The following is a 12,426-nucleotide window of genomic DNA, read 5'->3' as shown; positions in this document are numbered from 1 at the left end:
GCCCGCGCGGAAGTCGACCGCGATACTTCTCGCATGGGAAAAACATACGAACGCATCGACGGACGGCTCAGGTCCTTCATCGAGGCTCAGCACCTCTTCTTCACCGCGACGGCTCCGCTCGGCGCCGAGGGCACGGTCAACCTCTCGCCCAAGGGCGTGAGCGGATCGTTCGCCGTCCTCGACGAACGGACCGTGGCGTACCTGGACTTCGCCGGGAGCACCTCGGAGACCATCGCCCACCTCCGCGAGAACGGCCGCGTCACGCTGATGTGGTGCGCGTTCCAGGGGCCGCCGAACATCGTGCGGGTGCACGGGCGCGGAGAGCCGGTGTTCCGGGACGATCCCCGCTTCGGCGGGCTGTTGAGCCACTTCCCGGCCGTGGACCCCTCGGCGCACGGGCTGCGGGCGATCATCGTGGTGACGGCGGAGCTGATCCGGGACTCGTGCGGGTTCGCGGTGCCGTACATGTCGTACGACGAGGACCGCTCGCTGCACGCCGACCGTTTCCGGCGCGACGACGACGCCAGCCTCAGCGCGTACTTCGAGAAGAAGCCGGACATCGCCACGAGCATCGACGGGCTGCCGGGGCTGCCGCTGCCACTGCCGCCCCTGCCTGAGCCGGCGCCGCCCGCCGGGTGACGCGCTGGGCCGTACGGAGCAGGCGCGGTGGGGGTCCCGCCGACGGGCCCGTACGGTCCGGATCATGCGCAGACTTCTGGTCGACGGTTCGGTCCTGCTGGCCCTGCTGGGCTCCCTCGCGGCCGGTGATCCCGGCGCGCCGCCCCTTCCTGAGCGGCTGGCCGACACCGGCGGCGGCTCCCAGCTGATCACCGCCGAGGCCCCGTCCGAGGACTCCACGACCGGCACGGTGACCTGGTGGGAGCGGCGGCGGGGCACCTGGACCGAGGCCGGGTCGGCGCCGGCCCGTTTCGGCGCGAAGGGCCTGACCGAGGGCAGTACGCGCACCCAGGGCACGAACACCACGCCCACCGGTCTGTACGACCTGCCGTACGCCTTCGGGATCGAGCGGGCTCCGGCCGGGGCCCGCTACCCCTACCGCCGGGTCAACGAACGTTCCTGGTGGTGCCAGGACAACGATGCCCGCTCCTACAACCGGTGGGTGGAGCCCCGGCCCCCGGACTGCCGGGCCGCCGAGGCCGAACACCTGGTCACGTACGGCACGCGGTACGCGCACGCGCTCGTCATCGGCTTCAACTACGACCGGCCGGTGCGGGGCCGGGGCGCCGGAATCTTTCTCCATGTCAACGGCCGCGGGGCTACCGCCGGTTGTGTGTCCGTACCGGCGGACGCGATGAGCCGGATCCTGGCCTGGGCGGACCCGGACCGCCGTCCTCACCTGGCGATCGGGACCCGCTCCGGGCCGACCGCCATCACCCGCTACTAGGGCCGGTCGTTCTGGGCGAGGCGAAGGAGGTGGTCGGCGAGTGCCTGGCCGCCCGCCGGGTCGCGGCTGATCAGCATGAGTGTGTCGTCGCCCGCGATGGTGCCCAGGATGTCGTGCAGTTCGGCCTGGTCGATGGCCGAGGCGAGGAACTGGGCCGCGCCCGGAGGCGTGCGCAGCACCACCAGGTTGGCCGACGCCTCCGCGGAGATGAGCAGTTCGGCGGAGAGCCGCCGCATCCGCTCCTCCTTGGCCGAGCCGCCAAGCGGCGCCTGCGGGGTACGGAATCCGCCCTCGCTCGGCACCGCGTAGATCAGTTCGCCCCCGGTGTTACGGATCTTCACCGCGCCCAGCTCGTCCAGGTCGCGGGAGAGCGTCGCCTGAGTGACGCTCAGCCCGTCGTCGGCGAGGAGCTTGGCCAGCTGGCTCTGCGAGCGGACCGGCTGCCGGTTCAGGATGTCCACGATCCGGCGGTGGCGGGCCGTGCGGGTCTGCGGCACGGACGGCCCGCCGTGCTCGGATTCCTGCGCCTCGGTCATCGTCGTCGCCTCATTCTCCGGATCGTCATGCTCCGGATCGTCCGTCCCCGTATGCCGCGTCGAGAGCACCCGGCAGGACCCGCAGGAAGGCGTCCACCTCCGCGTCGCCGATGATCAGCGGCGGCATGAGCCGTACGACATCGGGGGCGGGCGCGTTGACCAGGAGTCCGGCTCTCTGGGCCGCCTGCTGCACCTTCGGTGCGAGGGGTCCGGTGAGCACGATACCCAGCAGCAGGCCGCAGCCGCGGACGTGGGAGACCAGGGGGTGGCCCAGGCCCTCCACGCCGTTCCTGATCTTCTCGCCGAGACGCTTCACGTCGTCCAGGGCGCCGTCGGCCGCGAGCGTGTCCAGAACGGCGAGTCCGGCCGCGCAGGCGACCGGGTTGCCGCCGAACGTCGTGCCGTGGTGGCCGGGCTCCAGCAGGCCGGCCGCCGCACCGAACGCGACGGTGGCGCCGATCGGCAGTCCGCCGCCGAGGCCCTTGGCGAGGGTGACGACGTCGGGCTCGACGCCCTGGTGGGCCTGGTGCTCGAACCAGTAACCGCAGCGGCCGATGCCGGTCTGCACCTCGTCGAGCACGAGCAGGGTGCCGGTGGCCCGGGTGATCTCCCGGGCCGCCTCCAGATAGCCCTTGGGCGGGACGACGACGCCGTTCTCGCCCTGGACCGGCTCGACGATCAGCAGGGCCGTGTCGGTCGTCACCGCGGTCCGCAGCGCTTCGACGTCGCCGTAGGGCACATGCGTGACGTCCCCGGGCAGCGGGACGAACGGCTCCCGCTTCCCGGGCTGGCCGGTGAGGGCGAGCGCGCCCATGGTCCGGCCGTGGAAGCCGCCGTCGGTGGCGACCATGTGCGTGCGCCCGGTGAGCCGGCCGATCTTGAACGCGGCCTCGTTGGCCTCGGCGCCGGAGTTGGAGAAGTACACCTTGCCCGTCCGGCCGAAGAGCTGGAGCAGCCGCTCGGCGAGGGCGATGGGCGGTTCGGCGATGAAGAGGTTCGAGACGTGGCCGAGTGACGCGATCTGGGCGGAGACGGCCTCGACGACGGCGGGGTGGGCGTGGCCCAGCGCGTTCACCGCGATACCGCCGACGAAGTCGAGGTACTCGGTGCCTTCGGCATCCCAGACGTGGGCGCCCGCGCCGCGGACCAGGGGGAGCTGCGGGGTGCCGTAGTTGTCCATCAGCGCGCCCTGCCAGCGCTTCGAGAGTTCCTCGTTGCTCATGACTCCCCCTTGGTACGGGTCGGTGCGTCGGCCACGACCATCGTGCCGACGCCCTCGTCGGTGAAGATCTCCAGCAGGATCGAGTGCTGGACCCGGCCGTCGATGACGCGGGCGGTCTCGACGCCGTTGCGTACGGCGTGCAGGCAGCCCTGCATCTTGGGGACCATGCCGCTCGACAGGCTGGGCAGCAGCTTCTCCAGCTCGGTGGCGGTGAGCCGGCTGATCACGTCGTCGCTGTGCGGCCAGTCCTCGTAGAGGCCCTCCACGTCGGTGAGGACCATCAGCGTCTCGGCGTTCAGCGCGGCGGCGAGTGCCGCCGCCGCGGTGTCCGCGTTGACGTTGTAGACGTGGTTGTCGTCGGCGGAGCGCGCGATGGAGGAGACGACCGGAATGCGGCCGTCGTCCAGGAGTGCCTGTATGGCGCCGGTGTCGATCGCGGTGATCTCGCCGACCCGGCCGATGTCGACGAGTTCGCCGTCGATGACGGGCCGGTGCTGGACGGCGGTGATCGTGTGGGCGTCCTCGCCGGTCATGCCGACGGCGAGCGGGCCGTGCTGGTTGAGGAGGCCGACCAGCTCGCGCTGGACCTGTCCGGCGAGCACCATCCGTACGACGTCCATCGCCTCGGGTGTGGTGACCCGGAGTCCGGCCTTGAACTCGCTGACCAGGCCCTGCTTGTCGAGCTGGGCGCTGATCTGCGGGCCGCCGCCGTGCACGACGACGGGCTTGAGACCGGCGTGGCGCAGGAAGACGACGTCCTGGGCGAAGGCGGCCTTCAGCTCCTCGTCGATCATGGCGTTGCCGCCGAACTTGATGACGACGGTCTTGCCGTTGTGCCGGGTCAGCCAGGGCAGTGCCTCGATCAGGATCTGTGCCTTCGGCAGCGCGGTGTGCTTCCGCGCGGGCGTGCTCATGAGCTGTACGCGCTGTTCTCGTGGACGTACTCCGCGGTCAGGTCGTTGGCCCAGATGACGGCCGACTGGCCGCCTTCGGCGAGGTCGGCGGTGATGCGGACCTCGCGGTACCGCATGTCGACGAGTTCGCGGTCCGCGCCCACGCCGCCGTTCCTGCACACCCAGACGTCGTTGATGGCCACGTTCAGCCGGTCCGGTTCGAAGGCGGCCTTCGTGGTGCCGATCGCGGAGAGGACACGGCCCCAGTTGGGGTCCTCGCCGTGGATGGCGCACTTGAGGAGGTTGTTACGGGCGATGCTCCGGCCGACCTCGACGGCGTCGTCCTCGGTGGCGGCGTTGATCACCTCGATGCGGATGTCCTTGGAGGCACCCTCGGCGTCACCGATCAGCTGCCGGGCGAGGTCCGCGCACACGGCACGTACCGCCTCGGCGAACTCGTCCTGCGCGGGCGTGATCCCGCTCGCCCCCGAGGCGAGCAGCAGCACCGTGTCGTTGGTCGACATGCAGCCGTCGGAGTCGACCCGGTCGAAGGTGGTCCGGGTCGCTTCGCGCAGTGCGGCGTCGAGCGCGGGGGCCTCCACGTCGGCGTCGGTGGTGAGGACGACCAGCATGGTGGCCAGGCCGGGGGCGAGCATGCCCGCGCCCTTGGCCATGCCTCCGACGGTCCAGCCGCCGTGGGTGGCCACGCTCGTCTTGTGCACCGTGTCGGTGGTCTTGATGGCGATGGCGGCCTTCTCGCCGCCGTGCTCGCCGAGTGCCGCCGCGGCCTGCTCGATGCCGGGCAGCAGCTTGTCCATGGGGAGCGGCAGGCCGATGAGTCCGGTCGAGGCGACCGCGATCTCGCCCGCGCTGTGTCCTTCGAGGACCTCGGCGGCCTTCTCGGCGGTGGCGTGGGTGTCCTGGAAACCCTGGGGACCCGTACAGGCGTTGGCACCACCGGAGTTGAGGACGACGGCGGTGACCTCGCCACCCTTGAGTACCTGCTCCGACCAGAGGACGGGAGCGGCCTTCACACGGTTGGAGGTGAAGACGCCCGCGGCGGCTCGACGCGGTCCGTTGTTGACCACGAGGGCCAGGTCCGGTTGACCGCTCTCCTTGATTCCGGCGGCGATGCCCGCCGCCGTGAATCCCTGTGCTGCCGTGACGCTCACGGTGCGACTCCGATCGTGGAAAGACCTGTGTCCTCGGGGATCCCGAGGGCGATGTTCATGCTCTGCAGGGCGCCGCCGGCGGTTCCCTTGGTGAGGTTGTCGATGGCGCTGATCACGATGATCCGGCCCGCGGCCTCGTCGTGGGCGACCTGGATCTGTACGGCGTTGGAACCGTGGACGGCCGCCGTGGAGGGCCACCGGCCCTCGGGGAGCAGATCGACGAACGGCTCGTCCGCGAACACCTTCTCGTACGCCGTACGCAGCGTCTGGGCGGTCACGCCCGGCTTCGCCTTCGCGCTGCACGTGGCGAGGATGCCGCGGGGCATGGGGGCGAGGGTCGGCGTGAAGGAGACGGTCACCGGCTCACCTGCGGCGGCGCTGAGGTTCTGGATCATCTCGGGCGTGTGCCGGTGCACTCCGCCGACGCCGTACGGGGACATGTTGCCCATCACCTCGGAACCGAGGAGGTGCGGCTTGAGCGCCTTGCCCGCCCCCGAGCTCCCGGAAGCGGCGACGACGACGGCCTCGGGCTCGGCGAGGCCTGCGGCGTAGGCGGGGAAGAGCGCGAGGGAGACGGCGGTCGGGTAGCAGCCGGGCACCGCGATGCGCTTGGCCCCTTCCAGCGCGGCCCGGCCGCCGGGCAGCTCGGGCAGCCCGTAGGGCCAGGTGCCGGCGTGCGCCGAACCGTAGAACTTCTCCCAGTCGGCTCCGTCCTTCAGCCGGAAGTCGGCGCCCATGTCGACCACGAGCACCTCATCACCCAGTTGCTCGGCGACGGCCGCGGACTGGCCGTGCGGGAGGGCGAGGAAGACGACGTCGTGCCCGGCGAGCACCTCGGCGGTGGTCGGCTCGAGCACCCGGCCGGCGAGCGGCCGCAGATGCGGCTGGAGGGACCCGAGCTGCTGTCCCGCGTTGGAATGGGCGGTGAGGGCCCCGATCTCGACCTGCGGGTGGGCCAGCAGGAGACGGAGCAACTCCCCGCCCGCGTATCCGCTCGCTCCTGCCACCGCTGCGCGTACCACCATCGAAATCCTCCTCGTCGATGGCATGACTATACGCAGGGCTGCACTTTTATGCAAAGAGCTGGTTGCCCGGCGGAGCACGCGGCCTGCGGGAACAGGGGCGAGAGGCCCCCGCGTACCCTCTTCCCGTGCCAGCCTCACCCCTGCATCACGTCGCCGTCCTCGTGCTCGAAGGTGCGAAGCCTCTCGATGTCGGTATCCCCGCGCAGGTGTTCACGACCCGCGCGAGCATGCCGTACGAGGTGCGGGTGTGCGGCGCGGCACCCGGTCCCGTGGCCGGCGGCGACGGCCTCACGTACCACGTCGCCCACGGCATCGAGGCACTCGCGTGGGCTGACATCGTCTTCGTTCCCGGCTACCGGCACCCGGACCGTGACGATCCGCCGCAGGCCGTCGTCGACGCGCTGATCGCCGCCCACCACCGGGGCGCGCGGCTCGCCGCCATCTCCACGGGCGCCTTCGCGCTCGCCGCCACGGGTCTGCTCGACGGAAAGCGCGCCACGACGCACTGGCACTACACGCGGGCACTCGCGGAGAAGCGTCCACTCGTTCGGGTCGACGCGAACGTCCTGTTCGTCGACGAGGGCAGCGTGCTGACGTCGGCCGGCGCCGCCTCGGGCATCGACCTGTGCCTGCACATCCTGCGCGGCGATCTGGGGGTGTCCGCGTCGAACCACGCGGCGCGGCGCCTGGTGGCGGCCCCCTACCGCAGCGGGGGTCAGGCGCAGTACGTGCCGCGCAGTGTGCCCGAGCCGCTCGGCGAGCGGTTCGCCGCCACCCGGGAGTGGGCGCTGCACCGGCTCGGTGAGCCCCTCACCCTCGAAGTGCTCGCCCGGCACGCGGCGGTGTCGCCTCGCACGTTCTCGCGGCGCTTCGTCGAAGACACGGGGTACACGCCGATGCAGTGGGTCATGCGAGCCCGCATCGACGTGGCCCGTGAGCTGCTCGAGCGATCACAGCGGGGCGTCGAGCAGATCGCCGCCGACGTCGGCCTCGGCACCGGTGCGAATCTGCGGCTGCACTTCCAGCGCATCCTCGACACCACACCGAGCGAGTACCGGCGCACCTTCGCCCAGGGGCAGTAGCCCGCGACCACCCCTGGCGTGATCCTTTCGGACCGTGGCGATCACGCCGCTGTCACCGGTGGATGCCGCGCGAGAACCTGGTGACGAACCCGAAGGGACACCACTCATGACTCGCATCGCCATCAACGGATTCGGCCGCATCGGACGCAATGTGCTGCGCGCACTGCTCGAACGCGACAGTGACCTGGAGGTCGTCGCCGTCAACGACCTCACGGAGCCCGCCACCCTCGCGCGGCTGCTCGCCTATGACACGACGGCGGGCCGGCTCGGCCGCCCGGTGACGGTCGAGGGAGACACCCTCGTCGTCGACGGCCGTCGCATCACCGTGCTCGCCGAGCGCGAACCGGCGCAGCTGCCGTGGGCCGGTCTCGGCGTGGACATCGTGCTCGAGGCGACCGGCCGCTTCACGTCGGCCACGGCCGCCCGCGCCCACATCGAGGCGGGCGCGAAGAGGGTACTCATCAGCGCGCCGGCGGACGGCGCCGATGTCACCCTCGCGTTCGGCGTCAACACCGACGCCTACGACCCCTCGGCGCACACGATCGTCTCCAACGCCTCGTGCACGACCAACGCGCTCGCCCCGCTGGCCAAGGTGCTCGACGATCTCGCCGGGATCGAGCACGGCTTCATGACGACGGTGCACGCCTACACCCAGGAGCAGAACCTCCAGGACGGTCCGCACCGTGACGCCCGCCGTGCCCGCGCGGCCGCTGTCAACATCGTGCCGACCACGACAGGGGCGGCCAAGGCGATCGGCCTCGTGCTGCCGAACCTCGACGGCAAGCTGTCGGGCGACTCGATCCGCGTACCGGTTCCGGTGGGATCGCTCGTCGAACTCAACACGACCGTCGCTCGCGACGTGACGCGCGAGGACGTGCTGGCGGCGTACCGTGCCGCGGCGCAGGGGCCGCTCGCGGGCGTACTCGAGTACTCGGACGACCCCCTCGTGTCGTCCGACATCACGGGCAATCCGGCCTCGTCGATCTTCGACTCGGCTCTGACCCGCGTCGACGGCCGCCACGTCAAGGTGGTCGCCTGGTACGACAACGAGTGGGGCTTCTCGAACCGCGTGATCGACACCCTCGAACTCCTCGCCACCGGCTGACCGGAAACCGGGGGCGGCCCTCCTGCGGAGGCCGCCCGCCCAGTACCTCCTGCCGGACCTGTGGTCGGCCGAGGCCGACCACAGCGCTCAGCCGGACGCGCGACGGATCAGCGCTCAGTGGGAGGCGGCACCCCCAGGCGGGTCCGTCACCGTGCGGGGCGTAGTCGAAGAAGGTACGCGGCGGTCAGCGCGACGGCGCGGTCCGCGTCATGCGCGAGTTCCATGAGGGCGCCTGACGCCTTCGCCCCCGGGATGCCCGCCAGTGCCTGGGTCAGCCGTCCGCGGGCAGGCGCCGTCGTGGTGGCGTGGGCGAGGCGGTCGACGAGCCCGGTCGCGATCCGGTCCGCATCCGCGGCGCCGCTCGCCAGCGTGCTCAGCGCATCGGCCGCATCGGTGTCGTTCCTTCCTTCCGCGATCATGTCGATGAGCGTGGGGACCGCATCGGCCGCACCGCGCGTCCCGAGCGCCAGAGCCGCATGAGCGCGCACCACCGCATCGGTGTGCGCGAGCGCCTGCCGCAAACGCGCGGCAGCCTCATCACCGGGCATCTCGGCCAGGGACCGGACGGCACGTTCCCGCACCGCTGCCACCGGTGAGCCCAGGCCCTTCGCCAGCAGCGCGGCGCCGTCTTCGCCTGATCGCGCCAGCGCCCAGCGAAGGGCCCCGGCGACGTTCGGCTCCGTCTCGCTGAGTGCCGCCTCCACCAGTGCCTCCACCGGCACCGGAATCCCGTCGGCCGAGGAAAGGGCGGCGCGCTGGCGCGCGTCGGCGCTCTTCGACCCCAGGGCCTGGAGAAGCGCGACGGCCTGGAGGACGTCCTCCCAGCCGGCCGGGTCCGCGGCTTCGATCCGGCGCAGCCGGGTGAGCAGGTCGGTCTCGGCCGCGAGGCGTTCGCGCGTCCGGTGGATGAGGTCGCCGACGAGCGCCGACGGGGTGAAGCCGGGATCGTCGAGCGCGCGCCCGATCTCGCGCAGCGACAGTCCCAGCGAACGCAGACTCTCGATATGGAAGATCCGCCGGATGTCCTCCCCGGAGTACTCCCGGTACCCGGAGCCCGTACGGCCCGAAGGACGCACCAGGCCGAGCGACTCGTAATGCCGGAGCATGCGGGCACTGACCCCGGACCGCCTCGCCACCTCACCGATCAGCACGCCTTATCGTCGCCTCGGCCGGCCCCGTCGAGGGCCACGACGCGCTTCGCCTCCTCGATCGCCGACTCGAATCCGGCGTCCGGGTCGCGCAGCAGCCGTTGCGTGGCGAGCGCGTGGGTGCGCACGTGCGGGTCAGCGGCCGTCGCCGCGGTGAGCAGAGCCGGCACGATCGCTTCGCCCAGTGCGACCAGTGCACGGCTGAGGCTGAGCCGCGTCTCCCGCCCACCGCGTCCGAGCTGCGTCGTGAGCACCTCGGCCAGCGCCAACTCCCCGTCCCGCGGTACGAGCACGACCGCGGTGCGCCAGGCACTCCGCGCCACCTCGTCGTCGGCGTCCGACAACAGCGCCGGTGTGATCGCCGGCCACGCCTGCCGGTCCCCGATCTTGGACAGCGTGTGCAGCGCCTGACTCCGGGCCTGCGGCCGCTCCGAGCGGACCTCGCGGAGCAGCTCGGGCAGCGTCATGGACACCGGATGGCGGGTGAGCGCCCAGGTCAGCATGTCGCGGACGAAGAACTCGGGTTCGATCCCACATCGCTCGACCAGCTTGCCGACGAAGCGCGGGTCCGGCGTCGTGCCGACCTCCAGAGCAGCCCGCAGCCGCACGGACGCACGAGCGTCCTCCAGCGCGTGGAGCGCCCGTACCGCATCCGTGTCCTGTCCCGTGACCGTCATCGAGACCACCTCCTCGGGAAGCAGTGAAGACCTTGTCACCGTGTCAAGGTCAAGTGGGGCCGTTCGTCCCCGCACGTCGGGGCATCGCAGGTCAACGCCCCGCCTTGGCAGCGTCCGTGTACGCCGTACTCATGCGCGGGCTCCGCGCGGGAGGCGCACCCGCCGGGGAGTGGGGACCGGCTCAGTAACCGGCCGGACGCACCAGTCCCGTCTCGTACGCGTGGACGGCGGCCTGAGTGCGGTCGCGCAGGGACAGTTTGACGAGGATGCGGCTCACGTGGGTCTTCACCGTCTGTTCGGCGACCACCAGACGGGCCGCTATCTCCGCGTTCGACAGTCCGTGCGCGATCAGGGACAGCACCTCCGTCTCGCGCTGCGTCAGGTCCCCCAGCCGGTCCTTGAGGGGCGCGCGGGGCGCCTCGGCCAGCCGGGCGTACTCGGCGATCAGCCGCTTGGTGATGTTCGGCGCGAGGAGCGCCTCCCCGGCCGCCACCACCCTTACCGCGTGGGCCAGTTCGGCTGCCGAGGCGTCCTTGAGCAGAAAGCCGGACGCGCCCGCGCGGAGCGCCTCGTACACGTACTCGTCGAGGTCTAAGGTCGTCAGGACGAGCACCTTGACGGTGGTGTCGGGCGACGCGGTGACGCGGCGGGTCGCCTCGATGCCGCCGAGTCCGGGCATGCGGATGTCCATCAGGACGACGTCGGGGGCGAGTTCCGCCACCTTGACGACCGCGTCGAGGCCGTCCACGGCCTGGCCGACGACCACGATGCCCGGTTCGGCGTCGAGCAGCACGGTGAAGCCCTGGCGGACCATCATCTGGTCGTCGGCGATCAGTACGCGGATGGTCATACGGGGTCCTCCAGGGGAAGGGTGGCCACCACTTCGTAACCGCCCTCCGCGGTGGGGCCGTTGGCGAAGTCTCCGCCCAGCATGACGGTACGTTCCCGCATGCCGAGCAGTCCGTGGCCGGCTCCCCGTGAGGGGGCGGGCACGCGGTCGGGCGCGGTGTTGGTGACGCGGACCGTGACCGCCGCCGAGTGGTAGCCGGTCTCCACCCGTACGCGCGCTCCGGGCGCGTGGCGCATCACGTTGCTCAGCGCCTCCTGGACGATGCGGAACGCCGACAGTTCGACGCCCGGCGAGAGGGGCCGGCGCCTTCCCGTCGACTCGCTGACGACGGTGATCCCCGCTCCCCGTACCGTGCCGACCAGTTCGTCCAGCCGGTCGAGCGTGGGCTGCGGCGCGTGCGCCCCTTCGGCGAGGGTGTCCTCCGTGCGCAGCACGCCCAGCACCCTGCGCAGTTCGGTGAGGGCGTCGACGGCGTTTCTCCCGGATGGAGGCGAGGTTCTCGCGCAGGGCGTCGGAAGGGTCCTCGACCAGGTGCGGGGCGACCTGCGCCTGGATGGAGATCACGGTCATGTGGTGGGCGACCACGTCGTGCAGTTCGCGGGCGATCCGGTTGCGTTCCTCCAGCAGGGTGCGCCGGTTGCGCTCCTCCGCCGTCAGCTCGGCCTGGACCACCAACTGCCCCCGGGCCAGCCGGAGTCCGCGCAGCGAGGCGCCGAGCACCGTGGCCACGACGAAGAACGGAACGGCCCGGTCGACGTTGTAGTTGTGCGCCTGGGTGGTGAAGGGGAGGCAGGCCACCCCGGCCAGGACGGTGATCACCAGTGCCCGTACCGCGGTCCAGGGCCGCACCCGCGAAGCCATGAGGAACAGCAGGGCGCAGTGCAGCACGATGGCGGGGATGCTCCACGGGTAGAGCCTGTCCCGGTGGACCAGGGGCTCCCAGACGACGGAACCGACGGCCATCAGCACGATCGAGGCCCACCAGGCCGGCATGGGCCGGGACATCGCGGCGACGAGCGCCGCGGACTGGAGCCCGGCGAGCAGCAGGGCGTACCAGGTGACCGCTCGACCGGTGCCGCCGTTCACGTTCGTCACGGCGATGGTCGCGGCGAGCACCACCAGCACCATCCAGGACACCGGCCGCCAGACCGGCCAGCCCGGCTCGCCCATGCGCGGCAGCGGATCCGTGGGCCCGGTCCACATGCCCCCGTACACGGTGCGCGGCAGCTTCCGCACCGCGGCCGTCAGCCGCTTCCCGCTTCCCGCCCCCGCCCCCGCCCCCGCCCCCGCCCCCGTCAGCTTCACATGATC

The 12,426-nt window shown here is 71.6% G+C and carries 14 protein-coding genes; 5 read left to right on the top strand and 9 right to left on the bottom strand.

Annotation, left to right across the window (positions count from 1 at the left end; translation table 11 throughout):
• The first annotated feature begins 33 nt into the window (after positions 1–33).
• Positions 34–639 (top strand): pyridoxamine 5'-phosphate oxidase family protein, encoded by a 606-nt coding sequence (locus F0344_RS30555; RefSeq protein WP_185301844.1) that lies wholly within the window; start codon positions 34–36, stop codon positions 637–639.
• A 64-nt stretch (positions 640–703) separates the two neighbouring features.
• Entirely contained in the window at positions 704–1,405 is a 702-nt protein-coding gene (locus F0344_RS30550) for a L,D-transpeptidase family protein (RefSeq protein WP_185301843.1), read from the top strand.
• Here the strand turns inward: F0344_RS30550 and F0344_RS30545 are convergent.
• The 5 genes from F0344_RS30545 to argC are packed head-to-tail and all read right to left on the bottom strand — an operon-like array spanning position 1,402 to position 6,253.
• Positions 1,402–1,941, bottom strand: coding sequence for an arginine repressor (locus F0344_RS30545; protein WP_185301842.1), 540 nt, complete (start codon positions 1,939–1,941; stop codon positions 1,402–1,404). The genes F0344_RS30550 and F0344_RS30545 overlap by 4 nt on opposite strands.
• A 25-nt stretch (positions 1,942–1,966) precedes the next feature.
• On the bottom strand, positions 1,967–3,163 hold the full coding sequence (locus F0344_RS30540; protein WP_185301841.1) for an acetylornithine transaminase: 1,197 nt from the start codon (positions 3,161–3,163) through the stop codon (positions 1,967–1,969).
• The gene (gene argB, locus F0344_RS30535) at positions 3,160–4,077 is read right to left on the bottom strand and encodes an acetylglutamate kinase (protein ID WP_185301840.1); all 918 of its coding nucleotides are present in this window, start codon (positions 4,075–4,077) and stop codon (positions 3,160–3,162) included. Before argB ends, F0344_RS30540 begins: the two co-directional genes overlap by 4 nt.
• Positions 4,074–5,228 (bottom strand): bifunctional glutamate N-acetyltransferase/amino-acid acetyltransferase ArgJ, encoded by a 1,155-nt coding sequence (gene argJ / locus F0344_RS30530; protein ID WP_185301839.1) that lies wholly within the window; start codon positions 5,226–5,228, stop codon positions 4,074–4,076. The genes argB and argJ overlap by 4 nt, the downstream gene beginning before the upstream one ends.
• Positions 5,225–6,253, bottom strand: a complete 1,029-nt coding sequence (gene argC, locus F0344_RS30525; protein WP_185301838.1) for an N-acetyl-gamma-glutamyl-phosphate reductase — start codon at positions 6,251–6,253, stop codon at positions 5,225–5,227. The genes argJ and argC overlap by 4 nt, the downstream gene beginning before the upstream one ends.
• Before the next feature lie 125 nt (positions 6,254–6,378).
• Here argC and F0344_RS30520 point away from each other — a divergent pair, with 125 nt between their 5' ends.
• Both F0344_RS30520 and gap read left to right on the top strand, forming a co-directional pair.
• Complete coding sequence (locus tag F0344_RS30520) at positions 6,379–7,335, top strand: GlxA family transcriptional regulator (protein ID WP_185301837.1); 957 nt, start codon at positions 6,379–6,381, stop codon at positions 7,333–7,335.
• 106 nt (positions 7,336–7,441) lie between these two features.
• Positions 7,442–8,440: a type I glyceraldehyde-3-phosphate dehydrogenase gene (gap, locus tag F0344_RS30515; protein ID WP_185301836.1), complete on the top strand. Its 999-nt coding sequence runs from the start codon at positions 7,442–7,444 to the stop codon at positions 8,438–8,440.
• A gap of 146 nt (positions 8,441–8,586) precedes the next feature.
• Here gap and F0344_RS30510 read toward each other — a convergent pair whose 3' ends face one another.
• The 4 genes from F0344_RS30510 to F0344_RS36610 form a co-directional block, all read right to left on the bottom strand.
• Positions 8,587–9,591, bottom strand: a complete 1,005-nt coding sequence (locus F0344_RS30510) for a MerR family transcriptional regulator (protein WP_185301835.1) — start codon at positions 9,589–9,591, stop codon at positions 8,587–8,589.
• Positions 9,585–10,265 carry a HEAT repeat domain-containing protein gene (locus F0344_RS30505; protein WP_185301834.1) on the bottom strand — a complete coding sequence of 227 codons (681 nt, stop codon included), beginning with the start codon at positions 10,263–10,265 and terminating at the stop codon, positions 9,585–9,587. The genes F0344_RS30510 and F0344_RS30505 overlap by 7 nt, the downstream gene beginning before the upstream one ends.
• 181 nt (positions 10,266–10,446) lie before the next feature.
• Entirely contained in the window at positions 10,447–11,115 is a 669-nt protein-coding gene (locus F0344_RS30500) for a response regulator (protein ID WP_185301833.1), read from the bottom strand.
• The gene (locus F0344_RS36610) at positions 11,112–11,549 is read right to left on the bottom strand and encodes a sensor histidine kinase (RefSeq protein WP_308461019.1); all 438 of its coding nucleotides are present in this window, start codon (positions 11,547–11,549) and stop codon (positions 11,112–11,114) included. Before F0344_RS36610 ends, F0344_RS30500 begins: the two co-directional genes overlap by 4 nt.
• Positions 11,550–12,106: 557 nt before the next feature.
• Between F0344_RS36610 and F0344_RS36605 the strand changes: the two genes are divergently transcribed.
• Positions 12,107–12,424, top strand: a complete 318-nt coding sequence (locus tag F0344_RS36605; protein ID WP_308461018.1) for a hypothetical protein — start codon at positions 12,107–12,109, stop codon at positions 12,422–12,424.
• Positions 12,425–12,426: the final 2 nt, after the last annotated feature.

It is taken from the genome of Streptomyces finlayi, assembly GCF_014216315.1.
Taxonomy (GTDB): Bacteria; Actinomycetota; Actinomycetes; order Streptomycetales; family Streptomycetaceae; genus Streptomyces; species Streptomyces finlayi_A.
This window is presented reverse-complemented; position numbering and strand designations above follow the sequence as displayed.

Coding starts and splice junctions, on each gene's coding strand:
- F0344_RS30505 (WP_185301834.1), bottom strand. CDS start 10,265: ATGACGGTCACGGGACAGGACACGGATGCGGTACGGGCGCTCCACGCG.
- F0344_RS30500 (WP_185301833.1), bottom strand. CDS start 11,115: ATGACCATCCGCGTACTGATCGCCGACGACCAGATGATGGTCCGCCAG.
- gap (WP_185301836.1), top strand. CDS start 7,442: ATGACTCGCATCGCCATCAACGGATTCGGCCGCATCGGACGCAATGTG.
- F0344_RS30550 (WP_185301843.1), top strand. CDS start 704: ATGCGCAGACTTCTGGTCGACGGTTCGGTCCTGCTGGCCCTGCTGGGC.
- F0344_RS30555 (WP_185301844.1), top strand. CDS start 34: ATGGGAAAAACATACGAACGCATCGACGGACGGCTCAGGTCCTTCATC.
- F0344_RS30540 (WP_185301841.1), bottom strand. CDS start 3,163: ATGAGCAACGAGGAACTCTCGAAGCGCTGGCAGGGCGCGCTGATGGAC.
- argC (WP_185301838.1), bottom strand. CDS start 6,253: ATGGTGGTACGCGCAGCGGTGGCAGGAGCGAGCGGATACGCGGGCGGG.
- F0344_RS30545 (WP_185301842.1), bottom strand. CDS start 1,941: ATGACCGAGGCGCAGGAATCCGAGCACGGCGGGCCGTCCGTGCCGCAG.
- F0344_RS36605 (WP_308461018.1), top strand. CDS start 12,107: ATGGGCCGGGACATCGCGGCGACGAGCGCCGCGGACTGGAGCCCGGCG.
- argB (WP_185301840.1), bottom strand. CDS start 4,077: ATGAGCACGCCCGCGCGGAAGCACACCGCGCTGCCGAAGGCACAGATC.